This is a genomic window from Cupriavidus sp. 96C5-1, from assembly GCF_057798855.1.
In genome coordinates this window covers 37,051-60,519 of the sequence record NZ_JBYOJU010000043.1, presented here as the reverse complement: position 1 = coordinate 60,519, position 23,469 = coordinate 37,051, and the positions used below count along the sequence as shown (strand labels likewise).

Genomic DNA, 23,469 nt, shown 5'->3' with positions numbered 1-23,469 from the left:
GCGGCGGCAAGCCCGCGCCGAAACGCGGGCTTGCGCCACCCCGGCGACAGGGGCGTCACGCTGGCTCGGCTTCGTTGTCGGCGATCTGGAACTTGCGCATCTTCTCCCACAGCACCTTGCGGCTGATGCCGAGGCTGGCCGCCGTGTCCTGGCGCCGCCAGCTATTGGCGTCCAGCGCGGCCACGATGCGGCGGCGCTCCTCGGTCTCGCCGCGCCAGTCCGCGGTGCGCTCGTTGCCGTCGAATGCGCCCGGCCGCAGGCTGCGGAACAGCGGGCGGATACGCGGCTCCTCCCAGTGCCCGGTCTGCTGCACGGTGATGCCGATGCGCTCGGCCAGGTTGCGCAGTTCGCGCACATTGCCCGTAAAAAATGCCGTGCCTACCGCGCCCTTGAGCCAGTCGGGCAGCGGCGGCAGCGCATCGAAGCCGGAGGCGCCGAGCATCTGCCTGAGAAACGACACCAGCAGCGCCACCTTGTCCGCCGCGCCGCGCTCTTCCAGGCTGGGCAAGCGCAGTTCGATCACCGCCAGGCGGAAATACAGATCCGCGCGAAAGCGCCCCTGCGACACGGCCTCGCGCAGGTCCTTGTTGGTCGCGGCGACCAGGCGGAAGTCCAGCTTGACAGGCATGGTCGAACCCAGCCGGGTCAAGGCGTTCTCCTCCAGCACCCGCAGCAGCTTGACCTGCTGGAACAGCGGCAGGTCGCCGATCTCGTCGAGAAAGAGCGTGCCGCCATTGGCCTGCTCGAAAAAACCGCGGTGGGCAAACATCGCCCCGGTGAACGCACCCTTGGCATGGCCGAAGAATTGCGACTCGAACAAGCCATCGGGGATCGCGCCGCAATTGACGGCGACGAACGGCCCCTTGCCGTAGATGTTGTTGCGTTCGTGGAACAGCTGCGCGATGCGCTCCTTGCCGGCACCGGTCTCGCCATACAGCATCACATTGCTGCCGAAATCGGCAAACGTCTCCACCTGCGACAGGAACTGCTGCATGGCGGACGACTCGGCCACCAGGTCGGCCGCCGCATTGCCCGGCTCGGATGCCGCCAGCAATTGCGGCAGCAGCTTGGCAATCTGGTTGCGCAGGTCCGGCCCGGTGAAGTCGTCGGCCAGGATATGCGCGTACTCGGCGGGAAAGCGCCCCGGATCGGTCTCGCGCCCAGGCGCGGCCACCCAGATCACGGGCATGCCATGCGCCGCTTCCCAGTCCAGCGCGGTGAACTTCGCCGCGCCGATCACCGACACGCTGATGACCGCCACGCAAGGCTTCAGGCGCGGCTGCGCCGGCAAGGCCTCCAGCGCGCCGGCGCGGATCACATCCACCCCGAGCGGCGACAGGAAACGCGCCACGCGGTCGGCAATATCGGACTTGCCTTCCCATACATAAACTTCAAGGCTCTCGTAGGCCCAGCGATCTGTCTTCATCTGTCTTCCGCCGTATCGCGATTAGCCTGCTGCATGGCTCAGAACACCAGCTCGGCGTTGTTGCAGTCGATTCCCTGCATCCAGACCGTGGCGCCGCCGAGGTTGAGACCCAGGAGGTTGAGCACGGTGCTGACTATGGGGTCAAGCAAGGTGAACAGTGGCTTCAGCAAGGTACCCAGCGACAATGGAAGGCTCACGGGGAGCCCAAGCACGGTCACGGTGGCCGCCACGTTCAGGTTGTCGAGCGCATCCACCGCTACGCCGCTCAGCACCGATGTCGTGGAGACGCTTGCGGTCTGGCCCGGCGCCAGCGTCATGGTCGAGGTATTGACCGGAACCGTGCCGGTGCTCGGACTGCCCGAGGCAGTCACCCTAATGCTCAGCAAATCGACCAGGTTCAGGTCCACCAGCGTCACCGGGCCTGAAGCGCAGCCGCTGCCGCTGGCCGCTGCCAGGCAGGCCTTGACCACACCGGTGTTCACGCTCAGCGTGGCGCGGCAATCCGCCTTCGCCGCGGCGCACCGGATGCTCTGCAGCGAGGCCGTGGCCTCGGCCAGCTCCACATAGAGAGGCACATTGAGCGTCACCAGCTGGGGCAGGATCCCTCCGCCCACATTGAGCGCCACCGCCAGGCGCAGGCCCACTGCCGCCGTGTGCGCCGTGGTCTGCCAGGCCGGTGGCGCGCTGCTCAATTGCCGGGCCGGTCCCACCGCCATCACCGGCGGCCGCACGATGTACAGATTGGCGCTCGCGCCGCCGATACCCGCCGGCAGATTGACGTTCAAGGGCAACTGAATGGCCGCATTGCCATTGGCCACCTGCGCGCCCAGCGTCAGCAGGCTGGCGACGTTGAGCGCCACGTCGGCGGCCGACGAGGCCGCCGGCGCCAGCACGCCCAGGTTGAGCAACTGGCCCAAACCGACGTTGGCCTGGACTCCGCTCACGCCAAGCTTGGTCGGCGGGCTGCCCAGCGCGGTCGACAGCAACGCATCCTTGCCGGCCGCGCCCAGCACCAGGGCATAGAACTGCTGGATCGACAGCGACGTCTTCAGCAGCTCGTCGATGGTGCCGACGCCCAGCTTCAGGCGCAGCTGGTCGAGCGTGACATTGGCGTTGAGCAGTCCCTGCCAGTCCAGCACGGAGAACTGGACGGCGCTGCCCAGCAACAGGCTCAGCAGGCTATTGGCGGAATTGAAATCCAGCAGGCTGCTGCCTAGCGAAAACGAGGCCACCGGCGGGCTCGCGTTGGCGATCGCCTCCGCCCGCAACTGGCGCGCGGCCCCCCCCGGGAAGACGAACAGGATCGGCACGGTCTGCGTCGCCACCACCTGCACCGCATTCGCCGAGAGCCTGGTGGTGTCATATGCCGCGTTGAAATGCCGCGCGGTGTCGCCACCGGCGGTATACGCCGGATCCCATACGCCCAGGCAGACCCGCATGCCGTCGGCACCGCCGCTACCCGCCGTGTTGCAATTGGCGGCAGCCGCCCCGCTGTAGTCGTTCTGCGTGCCGGCCGATTGCACGGCGCTCAGCACATTGGCCGAAGTGGTAGCCGCATCCGCCGCCTGCTTGAGCTGTTGCGCGCCGGCCAGGGCTGCCATGTCGGCTGCCTTCTGCAATTGGCGCTGGCGATAGAACACGTGGCCGACATCGACCGAAACCAGCGCCCCGACCGCCACCGTCACCAGCAGCAAGGCGCCAAGCACACCGATGGCGCCGCGCTGCCGGCCGCAGCGCCGGGCAGCGAGATGGGGGCAGTCCCGGCTCATCGTCCCACCGTGCCCTGGCCCATGCCACTGCCCGAGCCTTTTTGCGCGCCCGCCTGGCCGATGTAGAACTCAGGGATGGGATGGGTAAACGTCGCCATATAGCGCTGGTAGGACAAAGCGGCCTGCTCCCCGTGCAGCTGCTGCGCCTGCCCCGCCTGCGCGCCACTGCGCTGGATTTCGAGGAGACCGCGCACCCGCGCGCCCACTTCCTGCCGGGCGGGCTGCGTCTCACGCGCGGCCGGCGCCTCGGTCTGCGCCACGGCGGGGACCAGCCCCATGCCTAGCGCAGCGATCGCCAGCGCCATCCCGCAACGGGAGGTGGCACCGCGCAGGCTTCTCGTTCTGGTCCGGTTCATGGACAACTCCTGGGTTGTTGCGATCGCATCTGGCAATGGGTGGGACAACTGGTGGGGCAGCCGGTAGGACATAGGGGAAATGCGCGGGTAATGGCGAAAGTGCGCCTCGAACATGCTGTCATGGCGTGGCCTGGGTGAGCTCCGTCAGCCGGACGTGGCTCGGGCCAGCCGGGGATGCCGCAGCCAGCCGGGCCGGCTGCCCTGCCACGGGCGCCGCCGCGCGCGTGCGTTGCGTGCTGGCGCGCCTGACCCGCTCCGCCTCCTGCAGGACAGCCTTCTGCGTAGCCGCAGACAGCGCGGCGCGCTGCATCAGCGCCACCGCCTGCTCGCGCTTGCCATCCGCCACCAGCCAGACCGCGGCGTTGCTGACCACGCGCGGGTTCCTGCCATCGAGCTGCAAGGCCTGCATCACCGGCACGCGCGCCTCGGGCAACGCACCGGTGCGCATCAATGCGTAGCCCAGGTCGTTGGCAACCTGCGCATTGGTGGGATCGGACTGCGCGGCTTGCCGCAACGCCGCCGCGGCGCCGGCAAAATCGCTCCTGCGGCCGGCAAGCAGCCCCAGGCCATGGTAAGCACGGGACTGCACCACCGAGCCAACCAGGTTTTGATACGCTTGCGTGGCCGCCGCATCCTGGCCGGTCTCGCGCAGCGCGTCCGCGCGCATCAGCGTCAATGCGGGCGAGGCGCCAAAGCGCTTCTCGTAGACGTCGATGTGCGCGAGCGAAGCGAAATACAGGCCCTCGTCCTGCATCTTGCCGATCAGGCCCAGATAGACCGACTTGTCGTCGTAGCCGGCCCTGTCCTGCCGGTCACGCAGCTTTGACAATGCCACCTGGGCGTCCGCCTGCTCGCTCATGCGGTTGGCCACGGTGCTGCCGCAGCCGCTCAACACCGCTATCGCCAGCACCTGCGTCAGGCGCCTGGCCCAGATCCGGCCAGGCGCGGCGAAGACGCCCGCAAGCGCGGACCCCGGTATTTGCCGCACGGTGGCGGCACGCTGTTCTTGTCCGTTCACTTCAATCCCCCCGACATATGCGAAAGCATCCGCATCACACCCAGGAAGCCCGGCCCGGCCGTGATGATCAGCAGCACCGGCAGCATGGTCACCACCATCACCGCCGTCATCTTCACGGTCAGCTTGCCCACCTGCTCCTTCATCCGCGACTTGCGCCCCTCTTGCAAGCGCAAGCCGAACTGGCGCAGCGGTTCCTGCACCGCGCCGCCAAAGCGGTCCACCTGGCTAAGCATGGTGGTCAGGCTCCTCAGGTCCTCACTGTCGAACAGGCGCCCGATGCGCTGCAAGGTCTGCTCGCGCGAGCGGCCCGAGGCGAACTGCTGGTTGGCGCGAGTCAGTTCCGGGCCAAGCACGCGCAGCATGCCGCCGAACTCGGCCACGATGATCTGCAGGCTCTGGTCGATCGACAGGCCCACCCCTTGCAACAGCCGCAGCATATCGACCAGCACGGGCAGTTCGTCCTCCAGGCGCCGCAGGCGGCTCTGCGCGCGGCGCCGCAGCATCCATTTAGGCGCGAGAAAACCCAGCGCAAAGGTGGCGAAGGCCCAGAACAGCGCGGCCATCAGGGAAGCAGGCAAGTGCCCGGCAAATACCGCGGCGGCCAGGGCGGCTGGCAGCGACAGGCGCAGGCCGCCAAATACCGCCCGCGCCTTGTCGCCGTAGAAGCCGCACTGCTCAAGCAGCCGCTCCTCTTCGGCGGTCACGACCGTCTTGCCCAGCGGCGACGCGAGCCAGCGCTGGTCGAACCGCTTGCTAAGCTGCCCGCCGAGCCGCGCGCCAATCCGCGCGCCGGCGCTCTGGACCTGGGCCGCTGCGGCATTGGCCGGGGCGGAGGCAGCGCCTCGCGCGGGAGCCGTGGCGGCAGCGGCCTGGCGCGACAGCGCGGCATCGATGGTGCGCTCGGCGCGATGTCGCTGCCGCCACTGGCCCACCAGCGGCAAGGCCAGCGCGGCCAGGCCGACGGCCGCGACGCACAGGCTCAGGGAGATCAGGGTAGTGCTATCCATGGTCTCTTGTCCTATACCGACCTGGCCAGGCGGTAGAGCATGACGGCCCCCAGGGCCTCCAGCGCCACGGCAACCAGCAGCAGCATCCTGCCGCTCGGGTCGCGCCACATCATCATGATGTAGGCCGCGTTCATCATGAACATCATCCCGCCCACCACCAGCGGCAGCAAGCCCAACACCCACGCCGACATGCGTGTCTCCGACGAGAGGGCATGGAGCTCCTGCTGCGCCTGCTCGCGGTCGCGCATAAAGGCGGCGGTACGCTCCATGACGATGTCGGCGCGGCCGCCGTAGCGCACCGCCAGCCGCAGCACCGACGACAGCAGCAACAATTCGTCGACGCGGTAGATCCGCGCCACCTGCAATACCGCCTGGTCGAGCTCCTTGCCCGCACGCTGCAGGTGAATGGCCTGGACCAGGCACTGCCGCAGCGGCGCCTCGGTATTGCCGATGGCTGTCTGGAATGCCGAAGGCACGCTGCTGCCGATGCTCATCATCCGCACCACGGCGTCGAGAAACGAGGGCAGTTGCCGGCGCAGCTTCTGTCCGACGCGGCGCGCCCGGTTCCAGAGCAGAAAATAGAGCAGCGCCAGCCCGGTGGAAAACCCGGCCACGGCGGCAAGCCAGCCGCCGAGGATTGCCGCCGCCACCACAGTCGCAGCAATCGATGCGCCCCAGAGCGCATAGGTACGGCGCGTGGGGGCCAGGTCGGCACGGCGCATGAAATCCGCCCACTTGCGCCGCAGATCATGCGGCTGGCGTCCGGCTTGCGGCTCGGCCGGGGTCGCGTAGCGTGCCTTGACCTGCTCGGTTTGCGCTTGCACGAACGCGCGTGCGCTCTCCTCCTGCGCGCGCGCCCTCGCACTGGCCAGCATCAGCAGGCCAAGTCCAAGCAGAACGAGTGCGGCCGCGGCCACGGCCAGCGCGGCGCTAGACATCGAAGCGATCGTCCAGGCCGAAATCGGCAGGTCGCATGCGCGCCAGCTTGGGCGAATGCGGCAGGATGCCCAGCGACAGCCAGCGGTCGACCTCGGTACCGTCCGGGCCGACGAAGGGCTCGTGGCGGAACAGCTCCTGCGTCGAAATGATGTTGTCGCCAAGCCCCGTCACTTCGGTGACGGAGAGGATGCGCCGCTTGCCGTTGGACAGCCGGCCGATCTGCACGATGAAATCCACGGCATTGGCAATCTGCCGGCGCAGGCTGGCCTCGCTGCCCTGGAAGCCGGCAAAGCCCGCCAGCATCTCCAGGCGGTACAGGCACTCGCGCGGGCTGCTCGAGTGGATGGTTCCCATCGAGCCATCGTGGCCGGTGCTCATGGCCTGCAGCATTTCCAGCACTTCCCCGCCGCGCACTTCGCCCACAATGATGCGGTCGGGCCGCATGCGCAGGCTATTGCGCAACAGATCGCGAATCGACACCACGCCGGTCCCCTCGAAGCCGCCGGGACGGCTTTCCAGGCGTACCACGTGCGGATGATTGAGCGCGAGCTCGGCGGTGTCCTCGATGGTGATCACGCGCTCGCTATCGGGCACGTAGGTGGCCAGCGCGTTGAGCAGCGAGGTCTTGCCGGAGCTGGTGCCGCCGCTGACAAGGATATTGCAGCGCGCCTTGACCGCGGCCTCGAGCAACTCGTTGACCTCCGGGCTCATGGTGCCCAGCGCCTGCAGGTCGGCCGGCGTCAACGGGTCCTTGCGAAACTTGCGGATCGACACCACGGGGCCGGCCAGCGCCAGCGGGGGAATCACCACATTGATCCGCCCCCCGTCAGGCAGGCGGGCGTCGACCATCGGATTGGACTCGTCCAGCCGGCGGCCGATCGGCGCCAGGATGCGGCGCACGATACGCAGCAGGTGCCCGCCATCGGCGAAGCGCACCGGTATCCGCTCCAGCACGCCGTGCCGGGACACATAGACATCGAGATGCCCGTTGACCAGGATATCTTCCACCGCGGGATCGTTCAGCAGGTCCTCGATCGGCCCGAAGCCCGCCAGCTCCTTGGTCAGGGCCTCGGCGATCTGGTGCAGTTCGACCTCGTTGATGGGAATGCGGCGCAGCCGCGTGAAACTTTCCAGTTCCAGGTCGACGAAGCGATGGATCGCGGTGCGCGACCAGCGCCCGAACTCGGCGCCGAGCTCCTCGATGCGCGTGAGCAGATGCTCGTGGGCCGCTTCCTTGATGTTCTGGAATTCCTGCGAGGCAGGAAAAGGCGCGGCGGAATTATCGGAGAATTCGATGGCTTGCGACATGTCAGTTCCCAGCCCGCTCAGCGCGCAATGCGCGCATGGCGCGCAGCGCTTCGGGCAGTTTTTCTTTTACCCGGCCCAGCAAACCTGTTTCGCTTGCTGTGCCGGCACGGTATCCCAGCCGGTCCACCAACTGGCCAACGGCACGGACATACGGATCGGCGGGGCTGTCGTCGGCCAGCACCGCGCCCCGGTTGAGCGCCAGCACCAGCGGCTCGCGCCGGTCCGGCAGGGTGCCGACGGATGGCGCTTCCAGCCGCTGCGCGATCTGCTGGGCATCCACGCCCAGCCGGGCATCGAAGCGAGACACCAGCAAATACAGGTCGTCGCGCTCAACCTCCCGCTTCTTCAACTCCTGCAGCAATTCAGCCGCGGAAACGATGGCGCCCACACTCTGGTCCACCACCATCACCACCATGTCCGCCGCCTTGACCAGGTGCGCCATGAACTCCACATTGCTGAACCCGCCCAGGTCCACCACCTGCAGGTCGAAGAAGGCGCGCAGGCGATTGAGCAGGCCCAGCGCCTCCATGAAGGAGATATCGCGCAGCTCCGCCAGCGTGGCGGGCAGCGGCAGGACCACCACGCCGTTGCCATGGCGCGCCAGCGCGGTTTGCACGAATACCTGGTCGAAGCGCCGCAGGTTGCGCACGCCTTCCACGAAATGAAAGCCGGGGCTGATGTTCATATAGAGCGAGCCATCCCGCACCGGCAACCCGAGATCCATCAACAGCACGTCGCCATGGCTGCGCCGCCGCACCGCCGCGGCCAGGTTGGTCGCCAGCGTGGTGGAGCCAACCCCGACCCGCGCGCCCAGCACCGCCACCACCTTGCCCCGGCGGGCCGGCTCGGCCTGCCCGCGCACGGCAAGCAAGCGGCGCACGATTTCGATAGCGCCCGCCGGCGACGCCCGCATATCGACAAAATCCCTGGCGCCGGCACGCAGCGCCGCCAGCATGATCTCCGGCTCGCCGGCATCTCCCACCGCGACCAGCGGCAGCCCCGGATACAGGCGTGCCACCTGCTCGGCGAGCCGGCTGGATGCCTCCGCCCGCTCCCGCGTGAAGTGCAGGAAGACCATGCCCGGATTGACCGCGCCGACCTGTTCCAGAAAGGCCGCTTGCGGACCGCCCTCCACCACCAGCCGGCCAAGGCTGCCAAGCGCGTCCGCCAGCCACTGCCGGGGTTCCACCTGCATGGAGTTGAACAGGAAATAGTTCCCCGGCGTCTGCCCTGCCGCGTCGGCATGCCCGGCGCTGTCGTCCTTCCCGTCAGCCATCATTTCGAAAAACCCGGCAGCGTGGGGTCGGCGTACTCGCCAAGCACATACCGGCCCCACACATTGGGATTGCCGCTGGTGAGTCCGTCGTCGCTGAGCGCGGCCACGGCCGCCGCGCCCTTGGCCAGCGGCCGCACCAGGCGTGGCGTGACCACGATCATCAGCTCGCGGTCTTCCTGGTTGAAGTTCAGGTTCCTGAAGAAGGTACCGATGATCGGCAGGTCGCCGAGGATGGGTACCTTGCTGACATTGCTGACCGTGTTGCGACTGACCAGGCCGCCGATCACAAAGCTTTCTCCATCGCCCAGTTCCACCGTGGTATCGGCGCGGCGGGTAACGATGGCCGGCACCGCGGCGCCGTTGATGGAGATCCCGCGCGAGGGATCCAGATCGCTCGCTTCGGGCGCCACTTTCAGCGCAATGCGGTCCTTTGAGAGCACCGTCGGCGTCACCGTCAGGCCGATGCCGAACGGCTTGAACTGGATGGTGGTTGCCCCCAGCGACTGCGGCACCGGGATCGGGATCTCGCCGCCGGCAAGGAAGCTCGCGCTTTGCCCCGACAGGGCCACCAGGCTCGGCTCCGCCAGCACCCGTGCCATCCCGTTGCTCTCCAGCAGGCTCAGGTTGGCGAAGATCCCGCGCGACAGCGATGCTGCCACCAGATTGAAGGCGCTGCTGATCGGCGAGGCGATATCGGTGCCCAGCGAGCCCGGCGTCGATCCCGAACCCGGCGCAAACGTCGCCTTGTTAAGCGATGAAGGCGAGAACGTACCGAAGGCAAAGCCACCGTTATTCCGATAGAAATTGAAGCCCACCTCCTTGAGCACGGTCTTGCTGATCTCCACCACCTTGACGTCGACCTGCACGGTGCTGGCGACCGGCAGCGTGGACCTGTCGGTCACCACCCCGGACTTGCCCTCGCCAGAGGACACCGCTGCGCGCGCCAGCCGCTGCGCGTGCAGTGAAGCCTGGGCGTCGCGCGCTTCGCCGGTAATCGTGGCGCCCGCGCCGGAGACGGACACCTCGGGGCCGTTTGCGTCGGCCTGCGTCGCGTCCACCTGCACGCGGTAGGTCCGCGGCGCCTCGCCGCGCGCCCACACCATCAGTTGCGTCGCGCCAGGCTTCCTGGCGACGACCAATACGCTGTTGGGGCCAGAGCGCCCCTTTAGCAGCAAGGCATCCGCCACCGACGGATCGCCGATCGCTACGCGTTCGAGCGGCGCGGCCAGCCGCAATTCCTGCTGGCTGCCCGCGATCAGCCTGAGGTCGCGCGCGCCGCTCTCGGCTGGCTGTGCCCAGGCCGTTGAAACGGCGCCGCAGGCGGCCAGGCTGGTTACTGCTCCGGCAAGAATGGGGTTCATCGATCGACTATCCAGAAATCAGAAATGACAAATCAGAAAGCCCTTGGGCTGGCGTGCCCGGCGCACCGGCACCGCCGTGCGCCACGGCTTCACTCGATCTCGCGCTTGCCGCCGCGGATCACTTCGACACCGTTCAGTGCCACGCTCGTAGTACCCCGGGTACGCGGTGCCGCTGCGGCTGGCACCGGCGATGGCGCCGCGTTCACAGCGGCCAGTTCACGCTTTGCCACGCCTGTCGTCCCGGTGAGGCCGGTCAGCGCCACGCCTGCCACCGCACGGTCGGAAGGCGCGAGCACGGCGAGCGCGGCAGCCCCCTGGCCTTTGGCCTGGCCTCTCGCCCGCAGTACCGGTGCGGGCTCCTCGAACAAGCCTTCGGTGGGAACGCCGGGGTCTTGCGGATTGCGCAGCGCGAGCAGCAGGCGGCCGGTCTGCTGGGCCATCGCAAGCTTGCCGACATCGTCCACCGGCACCGCCAGCACAGCGGTCTTGGCGCCTTCGCGACGGACCATCATCTGGTCGGGCGCGGGCTTGGCCGCCTCAACGACAGTGCCGGCACCATAGGCGAGCACGCGCATGCGCGCCAGCAGCATGCGCGCCTGGCTGCCGTCGATCTCCTGGCCATCGCGGCGGAACACCGCGAAGACGTCGACGAAGTCGCCAGGCTGCACCTGGTTGCCCACGCCGATCACTTCGTCGACGGCCACCGCCACCGCGCGCTCGCCATCCCGTACCTGCGTGGCAAGGCCGGCCAGCAGCTGGCTTTCCAGCACCGGCATGTTGGCGCCGATGCCAACCACCGGCACCTGGCCGGCAACGCGAGCCACGTCGGTATAGGCGCCTGCCGGATTGATCGGCAACTGTTCGACCTTGAGCGCGTCCGCGGGCACCGGCTTGCCGGCTTCGATCGCCTTGACCGTGATCACCACGGGATGCAGCGCGACGCTCCCCGACACCGGCACGGCTGGCGCCGGGGGCGTGCGCGCAACGCGCCACGCCAACAGCGCCAGCAGCGCGGCGAGGACGAGCAGCGCAATGGCGAGCACGCGAATCTGTTTGCTGGTCATGCGATATCTCTGGTTCGGGTAAATGAAAACGGGATCAGGCGCGTGTCGGCAAACGGCATCGGCGGCAAGGCCTGCAGGCAAGCCATCACGTGTCAGGCGACAGTTGCACCGTCGCACTGCCGGTGAGCGTGGTGGGCAGCGGTACGCCCGGCACGACCGGCAGGATCGAACTCGAAGTCAGGCTTAGCGTGACCTTGACGCAGACCGATCCGCCCGGATTCGCGCAGCTGATCACCTGCGCGACATTGCCGGCGGGGATGAGGCTGCTGATCGAGGTGGGCAGCATGGCCAGGGCCGTGCTGGAGGCCGCGCTCACGCGCAGGGCCTGGGTCGCCGCCGCGGTGTTGGCGGAGGCGCCGCTTGGATAGCGCAAGGCGGCGCGCGCACCTTCTTCCGCCGCCAGCGTGAGCACCTGCTGCAAGGCCAGCACGATGCCGAAATAGACGATGCCGATCACCACTGTCAGCAGGACTGGCAGGATGATGGCGAACTCAAGCGCGGCCGCTCCGGACGAACGCGTCCGCACGGCGTGGTTTCCCCGCAATGACATACTTCACCCGGTTATCTTCTACTTTTGCGCCGAACCGGTGGCGCGGACCGCTGAGCGGCTGGCGAGATGCCATCCGCCTGCGCAGCGACTACCTCCCGGATACCATCCACACCAGCAAGCCGACGGCAAGGTAGGCGGCATAGGGAATGCCGCGCGCCTGCGCCATCTGCGCCATCGCGGCCGGGGCCGTCGCGACCGCCTGCCGCCGCAGCAAGCCCGCAATGCGGTCACGCCATGCAGCCCTGACCGTGCCCGCTTGCGCACTTGCCAACAGCGCATGTGCGCAAGCCAGCAGGCTGCCGACGACCCACACCGTCACCAGTCCCACTGGACCGGTGAACAAGCCTGTTACCGCGAAGAACTTGACGTCGCCCGCGCCCATGCGCCCCAGCGCATAGAACGGCAACATGACCAGCAGGCCAATCACGAAGCCCAGCAGCCGCGAAGCCAATCCCGGCTCAGGAACATGCCCGAACAGCAGCACCATGCACACCGCCGCCAGGGTGGCAGCCAGCACGGCATTGGGTACTTTCCGATAAGCCAGGTCGGTCCAGATGGTTACCGCGCAGAAGAGTGCGGCAATGGACCCCACCGCGTCAGGCGGCGGGAAGGAGTGCGAGGATTTTCGCCCCGAGGTTGGAAAAGGCGGACGAGAGATTGCTGCCAAGCGTAGTGGCGCCGGCAACCATTCCCATCGCAATCAACCCTGCAATCAGACCATACTCGATTGCGGTTGCCCCTTGTTCGTCCCGAATAAAGCGAACCAAAGCGTTTTTCATGATGTCACTCCGTCTTTTTTGAATTAACACATCATCCAGGGTCCGCGTACCTTCCGACGCCGCCCGGCTCTTGTGGCCTGGCTGGGGTCGAGCGATGACACTGGTAGGGAATTTATAGTGCAAAGCCATGTATCAACCATACCCCCCCTTGGAGTTATATTTGTCTCAGCATAAAGGCTGACACCCGTTTGAAAACAGCGTCTTTTTAAAGAGCAACCGTTCTACTCTCGCCAGATACGACACCCATTCGGGTGACCGTCCGGCGCGACGCGCAATAAAAGGATGCGCAGCGCGGGGTAAGGACGTCTGCGCACCGTAAAGGCTTTCCCTACTGATAATCAGAGGCCCAGTCCGCCGAGCAGCGGCAGCGCCGGCGCTGGTGAACCGCCGGTGGCGGTGCGCGCTCCGTTCAACACGCCGGCAACGGGCGCAAGCAAACCCGTCAGCGGTGCCAGCGCACCGGCAGCACCATTGCCGCTGTTCGCACCGGCGCCACCCAGCGCGCCGGTCACGGGGGCGAGCAGGCCCGCCAGCGGTGCCTGTGCGCCTGCCGCGCCCGCGCTCGTACCCGGACTGCCGGCCAGGCCAGCCAGCGGCAGGTTGTTGAGCAGTCCGCCCAGCGGGTTGCTGCCTGCCGCCGTCCCGCTGCCATGCAACAGCACGCCGGCCGCGGCCACGGTCTTGCCCGCTTCGGTCACAACGCCGCCAAGGCTGGAAACCGGCGGCGTGTTGGTATTGGTCAGCAAGCTGCCGCCGCTGGCCACGGAATTGCCGAGCATGACCAGCAGATTGTTGACGGGAGCGCCGAGACCGGTGGCGGCACCGAGTGTCTGCGTGGTGTTGGTGAGTTGCGAGGTCAGCGGCACGATCACCTTGCTCACGCTGCCGGTGACCTGTGCGACAGGTCCGGTCGAGAGGGCTTGGCCGAGCTTGCCGCCAACGGTCGTCACCGCACCACCGGCCTGATTGACCAGGCCTCCGACTGGCGTGGTCACCGCGCCCAGCGGAGCCAGCTGTCCGGTGCCGAGGCTGCCGACCACGTCGCCGACGCTCGATACCGTGACACCGGCTTTCTGCACGACGTTGCCCGTACTGGCGACGGTCACGCCAAGCGGGTCGCTGACCGCGCCCATCTTGCCGAGGCCATCGCGCACGCCAGCGCCGAGCGCGCCCACTGTGTCACCCGCATTGACCACCACCCCACCGAGGCTGGTGCGCGTCGCATCGGGCACCAGCGGCAATTGCGTGCCCTGGATCGTCTTGCCGATATCGCTCACCACGTTGCCTGCCGCCACTACGGTGTTGCCTGCACCCTCCGTGACCTTGGCGGTCGGCGTGGTGTCGGGCGTTGCCGCAGGCGTGGGTAGCGTCGTTGGCGTAGTGGGCGTGGAAGTGCCTGCATTGGCGCCGCTGCCGGAACCGCCGGAGGAACAGCCTGCCAGCAGCATCAGTGCTGCGGCACAGGCGAGGGTAACGGATGACATCGGGGCGAAATGCGCTTTCATTGGGATCTCCTGGTCTTCCTCGCGGAAGGTTCTCCTGGCGGAACAGCAATCGAATCGGCTCTGGGCGATGCATGCGAAGCAGCGGGTACCGGGGGGCACGAACCCCGGGGAAGCGTTTCGCTCCACGCTGCGCCGTGCACCGCGCTTGTCGGAGGACTTAACCGCAAACTGCGTGCCACCTCTCGCGCATGTCGCGTCGAACCCCGCGCACGAAGCCGCAATATCGGCGCAAACCCTTGACTGGATACGGCATCGGCCGCGTCTGGCGCATTCGGATGAGGCCGCCGCAGAGGGCGGCACGGCGGCCTCTCGCGTGTTACGTGCTACGTAACGTGTTCCCCCCAAAACGTTCCTGACGCCGAATCGACGGGCGTGCGTGCGCCACGGCGGACCTGCGCAGCGGTTCTCCCTACGCAGCCGGTCCATACAGGCAGGGAAGCACGAGGCATTCGCCCGCATCGCCAGCGCTTGCCGACGCGCGCTGCACGATCGCGCAACAATGCTGAGTGCCGGCAATATTCACACCCGATGTTCCCGTTCCGCGCCACGGCGTTACGTAACGCGTAACAAGGAAACGCAGGCAGCAGCGCCCATGTCTGGTCCTTTCGCGACCATGTCTCATCCTCCCCAAACTCAAGCGTGGCCAGGGCTGGCGAGTTTTCGCAGGGACCCTCCCGGCTGCGGTGCAACGTCCGGGCACGCACTGGCACACCCTTTGCGCAATGCAGTGCCAGCACGGCATGCGCGAGCGCTCCGTGATTTCACAACGGGAATAAGAAAGGGAAAAGGTCATGCGTACTCAGCAAGTCATCATCACGGCACTGCTCGGATCGCTGCTGGCACTCGGCGGTTGCGCGAGCGGCGGCGGCACGACGTCCATGGATACCGGCAGCGGTGCGGGCAGCAGCGGCGGCAGCACTGGTAGCGGTAGCAATGCCGGCATCGGTGGCAATACGGGTGGCAGTACGGGTGGCCGCACTGGTGGAAATACCGGTGGAAATACCGGTGGCAATACCGGTGGCAATACGGGCGGCAACAACGGCGGTAGCACTGCAGCGCTGACGCCGACCAGCCAGATCGTCAATCAGGCAGGATCGCTGGTGAACTCGACCGGCAATGTCGTGAGCGACCTTGGCACGCAAATCAAGAACACCAACCTGCCGGTTCTCTCGACGCAATCGCAGGACGCCCTCGGCGGCGTGGTCGGCTCCCTTGGCGCCGCGGTCAGCACCCTGGGCAACGGCGTGCAGAACGGCCTGGGCAACATCCCCAACGCCGCGAACCCGCTCGGCACCACGGTGGCGAGCACCGGTGGCGTAGTCAGCCAGGTGGGCAACGCTGTGACCAATGCAGGTGCTCTCGTCAGCGGCCTGGGCAGCGGCCCGCTGGCGCCGCTGGCCGCGGTCACCACACCGGTGGGCTCGCTGGTGTCGCAGGTAGGTGCCGTGGTCAATGGCGCTGGCACCCAGCTCGGCACGGCGCTGTCGACCGGTCCCGTCGAGCAACTCACCAGCGGCGTCAGCAAACTGATCGTGCCGCTCACCTCGCAGCTCACCAACACCACGCAGACGCTGGGCGCGGCCACTGGCCTGGGTGCACCGGTCAACAACCTGCTGGCAACGCTGGGCGGCGGCCTGGCCATGGCCGGCAGCGCGATCAGGCAAACCAACACGCCAGTGGTGTCAGGCGTGGGCGGCATCGTTGCCGGCACCGGCAATACCGTGGCAGCGCTCGGCGGCGTGGTCTACAACCCGGGCGGCACTGGCGCCGGCAACCCGCTGGCCCCCGTCACCAGCCTGCTGGGCGGTCTCACCGGCGGTCTTGCCGGCGGCAACGCCAGCGGCCCGCTTGCCCCCGTCACCGGCCTGCTCGGTGGCCTGACCGGTGGCCTCTCCGGCGGCAGCGCCGGTGGCCCGCTTGCTCCCGTCACCGGCCTGGTCGGCGGCTTGACCGGTGGCCTCTCCGGCGGCAGCGCCAGTGGCCCGCTTGCTCCGGTTACCGGCCTGGTCGGCGGCCTGGCCGGTGGCCTCTCCGGCGGCAACGCCAGTGGCCCGCTCGCCCCCGTCACCGGCCTGCTTGGCGGCTTGACCGGTGGCCTCACCGGCGGCAGCGCCGGTGGCCCGCTCGCTCCCGTCACCGGTCTGGCCGGCGGCGTAGTGAACACGGTGGCAGGTGCAACGAATGGCGGTGCCGGCAATGCGCTCGCGCCGGCAACCGGCATCGTCGCGAGCCTGAGCGGCGGCAACGCCGCAGGCAGCAGCACGGGCACCTCTGGCGGCAAGCCGCTCGCGCCGGTCACTGGTCTCGTAGGCGGCCTGCTGGGCGGCCTCACCAACGGCCTCGGCGGCAAGCGCTGATAGTTGACGCATGCCGGTGCCGCAATCTGCGCTCCGGCGTGCAAAAAATCGCAGAGGGACGCGGCATCGGCCCGTCCCTTGCAAGAACGCGGTGGCCATGCGGCACCGCCACGGGTAGCGGCACCCCTGGCGGCAATGGCACAGCGCGTGATAGCCGCACGCTGATTTTTACGCATTCAGGGGTTAGACCATGACGCACACACGCCTCCGTGTTGCCACGCTGCTGCTCGGCATCAGCGCCTGCAACAGTGTCCTTGCCGAGCCACGCAGCCCGATCCTGGGCGATCCCACCCAGACCCTGCCAAGCATCGCGCCAGCCCGGCCGCCAGAGAGCAATGTCACGGTGCAGGTAGAGCGCCCCGACGCCGCGCTGCAGAACCTGCTCTCCAGCAAGCTCACGCCACAGCGCTTCCAGATCGAAGGGGTCAAGGCGATACCGTTCGAAGAGATCGCCGCGAAATTCGCGCCACTGGCCGGCAAGGAAGTCACCGTGGCCCAGTTGCTGGAAGTCGCCAACGAGGTCACCAGGCTGTACCAGCAGCGCGGCTTTCCGCTCTCCTTCGCTTTTGTGCCGACGCAGCGTTTCGAGAACGGCAACGTGCTGGTCACCGTGGTGGAAGGCCATGTCTCCACCATCACCATCCGCGGCGAGGCGGGCCCGGCCGAAGGCCGCCTGCGCGCGATCGCCGAGCAGTTGATGAAGGACCAGCCACTGCGCCGCGAGACCTTCGAGCATTACGTCAACGTGCTGGCGTTGCAGCCCGGCATGCAGGTTGCCGCCACCGTGCAGCCGCCGCAGACCACGGATGGGGCTTGCGAGATGGTGCTCGACGTCAAGCGCAAGCCCTTCACTTTTGGCACCGGCGTGGACTATCGCTCGCCGGGCGTGCGCGGCATCTTCACCGCCACCACCAACAGCCTGACGCCGCTGGGCGAGCAGTTGTCGGTTTCCGCGCTTGCGCCCAGGGGGCCCGATCACGAGGAATACTACCTCGCCAGCTACGGCCAGCCGATCGGCACCGAAGGCATGATGGCCCGCTTCAGCGCGTCGCATTATCGGGGCGTGCCACAGAACGGTACCCTGGCGCAGATTGGCTACGACACCCGTTATGTCAACGACACCAGGCGCATCGGCGGCACGCTCAGCTATCCGCTCATCCTCGACAACACGCACTCGCTCACGGCCACCGGCGGTGTCTATGCCAACGACCAGTTCGAGCGCTACACGCAGGCCGTCAGCGGCCAACAGATCGCGCTGACCACGCACGTGCGCGTGCTCAGCGCGGAGCTCGCCTACGTGCAGCGGCAGGAGGGACAGACCCGCAGCGCAACCCTCGGCGTGTACAAGGGCGTGGATGCGCTGGGCGCCAGCCGCGAGAACAATACCAACGACCTGGACTTCGTGCGCGGCCGGCTGGTGGTTTCGCAAGCCACCGACCTGCCATGGGGTTTCGGCGTGGCAGCGTCCGCCGCGGGCCAGTACAGCGCACAGCGCCTGGCCTCGAGCGAGCAGATCAGCTTCGGCGGCCGCTTCTTCGGCCTTGGCTACCCGGCCGGCGAAGTGGCAGGCGACAAGGGCTGGGGCGCATCCGCGGAAATCAACCGCCTCTTCACGCCGGGCTCGACCTACCTGAAGACCATGCAGCCCTACGTGCTGGTGGACATGGCCCGCGTGTATTCGAACAGCCTGTCGCTGGTGCATCGCAAGCTGTCGTCGGTGGCGATCGGCCTGCGCTTCTCCGACCGGCGCTACTACACGCTGGATCTCTCGGTGGCGCAGCCGGTGGGCGACAAGCCGGCCAATGCCTCGCACCGTTCGCCGAGATTGAACGCAACCTACTCGTACCAGTTCGAATAGGAAGGGAAGCGCGGCTGGGAAATTTCCAGGGCTTTTGCAGACTTTTCTGATTGCCGACGGGCTAAATGAGAATGATACTTATTTTCATTCAACCCAACCGCATCCAGACGGAGAATCATGCAAAGCGCCCTCGTCACCCGGACCAGCCGGAAGAAGACCTCCATCCCTCGCCTGACCGGCGCCGTCGGGGCGGCCATCGCGGCAGCGCCGGCGGCAGCCCAGTCCGCGGCAGGCTCCGCGGCGGCAGCGCATTTGCCGCCGGTCACCGTCAGCGGGTCCGCGCAGAGCCCGTTCAAGACCGACGCCACCTCGTCGGTCAAGACGCCGGGCCCGCTGCTCGATACGCCCCGCTCCGTCACCGTCGTCCCGCAGGAAGTCATCCAGGGCACCGCGTCGACCAGCCTGAGCGAAGTCCTGCGCACCGTGCCCGGCATCGCCTTTGGCGCCGGCGAAGGCGGCAATCCGGTTGGCGACCGTCCTTTCATCCGTGGCTACGACGCGCAGGCCAGCACCTTCCTCGATGGCTTCCGCGACATCGGGGCGCAATCGCGCGAGATGTTCAACATCGAATCGGTCGAGGTCACCAAGGGCCCGGCCGGCGCCTACGACGGGCGCGGCTCGGCTGGCGGCAGCATCAATATCGTCAGCAAGGCGCCCAGGCTGGGCAGCTTCGCCGAAGGCAATCTCGGCGCAGGCAACGCCAGCTACAAACGCGGCACGGCGGACGGCAACTGGCAATTCGGCGGGCACGCCGCCGTGCGCGTCAACGCGATGTACCATGACGCCGGCGTGCCCGGCCGCGACGCCACGCACCAGGAGCGTTGGGGCTTTGCCCCTTCGGTAGCGTTCGGCCTGGACACCGCTACGCGGCTGACGCTGTCCTACTATCACATGCAGTCGGACGCCCTGCCCGACACCGGCATGCCCTATGACAATCCCGATTTCATCCCGCGTACCGATGGCAGGCCGCGCACGCGGCTGGCCGGGAACGGCTCGCCGCTCAAGCTGCCTCGCAACACTTACTTCGGACTGGTCGACCGCGACTTCCGGCGGGAGAGCACGGATATGGGCACGATCCGCTTCGAGCACGATTTCAGCCCCGCCCTCAAGTTCCGCAACCAGACCCGCATCGGCAAAACCCGGCAGGACTACCTGTGGACGCGGCCGGACGGCAGCTTCTACGGCAATATCTACTACGACATGGTCTGGCGGCGCACCAACCAGCGCAACGGCACGTCCGGTACGCTGGCCAACCAGACCGACCTGTCGGGCGAATTCCTCACCGGCGCCATCAAGCACAAGTACGCCCTCGGCGTGGAGTTCTCCCGGGAAACGAGTGAAAACGATGGCTACAGCGTAGCCACCGGCAACAACCGCTGCCCCAGCGGCCCAGGCGCGGCCAGCGGCTACAACTGCACCACGCTGTACAACCCGGATCCGCACGACCCGTGGTCCGGCCGGATCGCCCGCAACTACAATCCGACCAATCACAAGGCCAGCACCGCATCGGTCTTCGCCTTCGACTCGATCGAACTCGACAAGCAGTGGCTGGTGAATGCCGGGCTGCGCTTCGATCGCTACCGCGGCGAGGTCGAGACCGCCCGCACCAATGGGGGCACCGGCCCGCGCAGCACCCATACGCGCGACGACAACCTCTTCAACTACCAGTTCGGCGTGGTCTACAAGCCGGTGGAAAACGCCAGCATCTACCTCTCCTACGGCACCTCGTCCACGCCGGCCGGCGCGGTGGTCGGCCAGGGTAGCGAGCCGAGCGGACTGGCCCCGACCAAAGCGGGCAGCGCGCTGTCTCCCGAGAAAAACCGCAGCATCGAACTTGGCACCAAATGGGACGTGCTGCGCAAACGCCTGGCCTTGACCGCAGCCATCTTCCGGGTGGAAACCACCAACGCGCGCATCACGCAGCAGGACGGTACCGCGGTGATGGCCGGCAACAAGCGCGTGGATGGCGTCGAGCTCGGCTTCTCCGGCAACGTCACCGCCCAATGGGCCGTGTTTGGCGGCTACACCCACCTGAAGAGCGAACTGCGCAGGAACGGCGGCTCGGGCATCGCCTTCGGCGCGAGCGACGGCCAGTCCTTCCCCAACACGCCTTCGGACAGCTTCAGCGTGTGGAGCACCTACCAGTTGCTCCCCAACCTCACGCTGGGAGGCGGTGCCTACTACGTCTCCAAGGTATGGGGCAGCGAAGCGCGCAACAACTGGGTACCGTCCTACTGGCGCTTCGACGCCATGGCCGCGTACCAGATCAACAAGCACGCCATGCTGCAGCTCAACGTGATGAACCTGGCCGACAAGGTGTATTACAACCAGGCTTATCCAGCACATTACGCTTCGATCGCTCCCGGGCGCGCCGCCATTCTCAACCTGAGCCTGCGGTACTGAACCGGGGCGATTGACTCCGGCCAGGGTGCTCCCGACTCGCCGGCTCAACGACTAATGTAACGTTTTCGCTACACAAGGTCTGGATGTATGTCTTGACTGACATATGGTTACAAATGATAATTACTCTCATTCGCAATACTATTCATGGATAGAGGAATATCGTGCAGACCGCTGTCGTCATCCGGAGAAACAAGAAAAACGCCGTCCTCCCGCGCCTGTCCGGGGCTGTCGGGATGGCGGTGGCGGCTGCGCCGGTAGCCGCCCAGTCGGCTGGAAACACCACGGCGGCCGCGGTCGAACTGCCCGCCGTAACGGTCAGCCACACCACCGACAGCGGCTTCAAGGCAGACACCGCCTCGTCCATCAAGACGCCCGCCGCGCTGCTTGATACCCCCAAGTCCATCACCGTCATCCCGCAGGAAGTGATCCAGAGCACCGCATCGACCAGCCTGAGCGAAGTGCTGCGCACGGTGCCCGGCATCGCGTTCGGCGCCGGCGAAGGCGGCAATCCGGTTGGCGACCGTCCATTCATCCGTGGCTACGACGCGCAGGCCAGCACCTTCCTGGACGGCTTCCGCGATATCGGCTCGCAGAGCCGCGAACTGTTCAATGTCGAGTCGGTCGAGGTCACCAAGGGCCCGGCCGGCGCCTACGATGGGCGAGGCTCGGCCGGCGGCAGCATCAACATCGTCAGCAAGGCGCCCAGGCTGACCAACTTCGCCGAAGGCAATGTCAGCGTGGGCAACGCCGAATACAAGCGCGCCACCGTCGACGGCAACTGGAAGTTCGCCGACCACGCGGCATTCCGCCTGAACGCCATGTATCACGATGCCGGCGTCGCCGGGCGAGATACCACCCACCAGAGCCGCTGGGGCTTCGCGCCATCGGTGGCGTTCGGCCTGGGGACCGACACGCGCCTGACGCTGTCCTACTATCACATGCAGTCGGACGATATCCCCGACACCGGCATTCCGTATGACAACCCCACCTTCAATGCCCGCAAGGACGGCCGCGTGCGCACGCGGCTGGCCGGCGGCGGCTCGCCGGTGAACGTCCCGCGCAGCACCTACTACGGCCTGGCCGACCGCGACTTCCGCAAGGACAAGGCGGATATGGGCACGATCCGCTTCGAGCACGATTTCAGCCCCGCGCTCAAGTTCCGCAACCAGACCCGTTTTGCCAAGACCAGCCAGGACTTCATCTATACCCAGCCGGACGACAGCCAGGGCAACCTCTACTACGACATGATCTGGCGCCGCGCCAATACGCGCGTCGCCACCGCCAGGACCATCGCCAACCAGACCGATCTGTCGGGTGAGTTCGCCACGGGCTCGATCAAGCACAAGTACGCCTTCGGCGTCGAGTTCGCGCAGGAGAAGAGCGAGAACGACAGCTACAACGTGGACACGGGTGGCTCCTCCGGCAACCGCTGCCTTAGCGGCCCGGGCGCTGCCGGCGGCTACAACTGCACCACGCTGTACAACCCGAATCCTAACGATCCCTGGGCCGGCGCGATCAGCCGCGCGAACAACCCGACCAACTCGAAGACCAACACCAGCTCGGTCTATGCCTTCGACTCGATCGAGCTGAACAAGCAGTGGCTGGTCAACGCCGGCCTGCGCTTCGACCGCTACAGCGCTGAATTCCAGGCCGCGCGCGCGGCAAACGGCAGCCGCGCCGAATTTTCGCGCGACGACAACCTATTCAACTACCAGCTGGGCGTGGTTTACAAGCCGGTGGAAAATGCCAGCTTCTACATCTCCTATGGCACCTCGTCGACGCCCGCCGGCTCCTTCCTGGCCCAAGGCAGCGACGGCAACGCGCTAGCCCCGGACCGTGCCGGCAACCGCGGCGACCAGCTCGCGCCGGAAAAGAACCGCGCTTTCGAGATCGGTACCAAGTGGGACGTGTTGCACAAGCGCCTGGCGCTAACCGCCGCGATCTTCCGCGTGGAAACCACCAACGCCCGCATCACCTTGCAGGACGGCTCCGCTGCCATGGCCGGCAACAAGCGCGTTGATGGTGTCGAGCTGGGCTTCTCCGGCAATGTCACTGACAAGTGGGCCGTGTTTGGCGGCTACACCCACCTGAAGAGCGAGTTGCGCAATAACGGCGGCTCAGGCGCGGCATTCGGCACCACCGACGGCCAGTCCTTCCCCAATACGCCGGCGGACAGCTTCAGCGTGTGGAGCACCTACCAGATCCTGCCCAACCTGACGGTCGGCGGCGGCGCCTACTACGTGTCCAAGGTCTGGGGCAGCGAAGCCTCCAACAAGTGGGTGCCCTCGTACTGGCGCTTCGATGCCATGGCGTCCTATCGCATCAACAAGAATGTGGCACTGCAACTCAATGTGCTGAACCTGACCGACAAGGTCTACTACAACCAGGCCTATGTCAGCCACTACGCGTCGATCGCTCCCGGACGCGCGGGCATCCTGAGCCTGAACGTGCGTTATTGAACGGCCACAAGCCTACGGCAAACCCTGCGGCTGG

Annotated in this window: 18 protein-coding genes; 4 read left to right on the top strand and 14 right to left on the bottom strand. The window is 67.0% G+C overall.

The features are described 5' to 3' along the window. Nucleotides 1-55 precede the first annotated feature (55 nt). The 14 genes from AC3FOF_RS34440 to AC3FOF_RS34375 form a co-directional block, all read right to left on the bottom strand. The gene (locus AC3FOF_RS34440; protein WP_017224136.1) at nucleotides 56-1,426 is read right to left on the bottom strand and encodes a sigma-54-dependent transcriptional regulator; all 1,371 of its coding nucleotides are present in this window, start codon (nucleotides 1,424-1,426) and stop codon (nucleotides 56-58) included. A 38-nt stretch (nucleotides 1,427-1,464) separates the two neighbouring features. Further along, nucleotides 1,465-3,195: a TadG family pilus assembly protein gene (locus tag AC3FOF_RS34435; protein ID WP_488729147.1), complete on the bottom strand. Its 1,731-nt coding sequence runs from the start codon at nucleotides 3,193-3,195 to the stop codon at nucleotides 1,465-1,467. Next, entirely contained in the window at nucleotides 3,192-3,551 is a 360-nt protein-coding gene (locus AC3FOF_RS34430) for a DUF3613 domain-containing protein (RefSeq protein ID WP_488729146.1), read from the bottom strand. Before AC3FOF_RS34430 ends, AC3FOF_RS34435 begins: the two co-directional genes overlap by 4 nt. A gap of 118 nt (nucleotides 3,552-3,669) precedes the next feature. Beyond that, entirely contained in the window at nucleotides 3,670-4,569 is a 900-nt protein-coding gene (locus tag AC3FOF_RS34425) for a tetratricopeptide repeat protein (protein ID WP_488729145.1), read from the bottom strand. Beyond that, nucleotides 4,566-5,576 carry a type II secretion system F family protein gene (locus AC3FOF_RS34420; RefSeq protein ID WP_488729144.1) on the bottom strand — a complete coding sequence of 337 codons (1,011 nt, stop codon included), beginning with the start codon at nucleotides 5,574-5,576 and terminating at the stop codon, nucleotides 4,566-4,568. Before AC3FOF_RS34420 ends, AC3FOF_RS34425 begins: the two co-directional genes overlap by 4 nt. A gap of 11 nt (nucleotides 5,577-5,587) precedes the next feature. Further along, a complete protein-coding gene (locus AC3FOF_RS34415; RefSeq protein WP_488729143.1) occupies nucleotides 5,588-6,514 on the bottom strand; it encodes a type II secretion system F family protein in 927 nt (308 codons plus the stop codon). Then, nucleotides 6,507-7,823, bottom strand: coding sequence for a TadA family conjugal transfer-associated ATPase (locus AC3FOF_RS34410; RefSeq protein WP_017230956.1), 1,317 nt, complete (start codon nucleotides 7,821-7,823; stop codon nucleotides 6,507-6,509). Before AC3FOF_RS34410 ends, AC3FOF_RS34415 begins: the two co-directional genes overlap by 8 nt. Nucleotide 7,824: 1 nt before the next feature. Beyond that, nucleotides 7,825-9,099 (bottom strand): CpaE/TadZ family protein, encoded by a 1,275-nt coding sequence (locus AC3FOF_RS34405; RefSeq protein WP_488729159.1) that lies wholly within the window; start codon nucleotides 9,097-9,099, stop codon nucleotides 7,825-7,827. Then, nucleotides 9,099-10,460, bottom strand: coding sequence for a type II and III secretion system protein family protein (locus tag AC3FOF_RS34400; protein WP_488729142.1), 1,362 nt, complete (start codon nucleotides 10,458-10,460; stop codon nucleotides 9,099-9,101). Before AC3FOF_RS34400 ends, AC3FOF_RS34405 begins: the two co-directional genes overlap by 1 nt. A gap of 89 nt (nucleotides 10,461-10,549) precedes the next feature. Then, on the bottom strand, nucleotides 10,550-11,524 hold the full coding sequence (gene cpaB, locus AC3FOF_RS34395; RefSeq protein WP_488729141.1) for a Flp pilus assembly protein CpaB: 975 nt from the start codon (nucleotides 11,522-11,524) through the stop codon (nucleotides 10,550-10,552). 85 nt (nucleotides 11,525-11,609) lie between these two features. After that, nucleotides 11,610-12,074, bottom strand: a complete 465-nt coding sequence (locus AC3FOF_RS34390) for a TadE/TadG family type IV pilus assembly protein (RefSeq protein ID WP_035818330.1) — start codon at nucleotides 12,072-12,074, stop codon at nucleotides 11,610-11,612. An 88-nt stretch (nucleotides 12,075-12,162) separates the two neighbouring features. Further along, nucleotides 12,163-12,666 (bottom strand): A24 family peptidase, encoded by a 504-nt coding sequence (locus AC3FOF_RS34385; protein ID WP_276267320.1) that lies wholly within the window; start codon nucleotides 12,664-12,666, stop codon nucleotides 12,163-12,165. A gap of 4 nt (nucleotides 12,667-12,670) precedes the next feature. Further along, nucleotides 12,671-12,853, bottom strand: coding sequence for a Flp family type IVb pilin (locus AC3FOF_RS34380; protein ID WP_017230950.1), 183 nt, complete (start codon nucleotides 12,851-12,853; stop codon nucleotides 12,671-12,673). A gap of 338 nt (nucleotides 12,854-13,191) precedes the next feature. Next, nucleotides 13,192-14,358, bottom strand: a complete 1,167-nt coding sequence (locus AC3FOF_RS34375) for a collagen-like triple helix repeat-containing protein (protein WP_488729140.1) — start codon at nucleotides 14,356-14,358, stop codon at nucleotides 13,192-13,194. 791 nt (nucleotides 14,359-15,149) lie between these two features. Between AC3FOF_RS34375 and AC3FOF_RS34370 the strand changes: the two genes are divergently transcribed. The 4 genes from AC3FOF_RS34370 (at nucleotide 15,150) to AC3FOF_RS34355 (ending at nucleotide 23,435) form a co-directional block, all read left to right on the top strand. Further along, nucleotides 15,150-16,715, top strand: coding sequence for a collagen-like triple helix repeat-containing protein (locus AC3FOF_RS34370; RefSeq protein WP_488729139.1), 1,566 nt, complete (start codon nucleotides 15,150-15,152; stop codon nucleotides 16,713-16,715). Nucleotides 16,716-16,905: 190 nt separating this feature from the next. Then, nucleotides 16,906-18,573 (top strand): ShlB/FhaC/HecB family hemolysin secretion/activation protein, encoded by a 1,668-nt coding sequence (locus AC3FOF_RS34365; RefSeq protein WP_488729138.1) that lies wholly within the window; start codon nucleotides 16,906-16,908, stop codon nucleotides 18,571-18,573. Between the two features lie 117 nt (nucleotides 18,574-18,690). Beyond that, nucleotides 18,691-20,976, top strand: coding sequence for a TonB-dependent receptor (locus tag AC3FOF_RS34360; protein ID WP_488729137.1), 2,286 nt, complete (start codon nucleotides 18,691-18,693; stop codon nucleotides 20,974-20,976). Nucleotides 20,977-21,209: 233 nt separating this feature from the next. Continuing rightward, complete coding sequence (locus tag AC3FOF_RS34355) at nucleotides 21,210-23,435, top strand: TonB-dependent receptor (protein WP_488729158.1); 2,226 nt, start codon at nucleotides 21,210-21,212, stop codon at nucleotides 23,433-23,435. The last annotated feature ends 34 nt before the right edge of the window (nucleotides 23,436-23,469 follow it).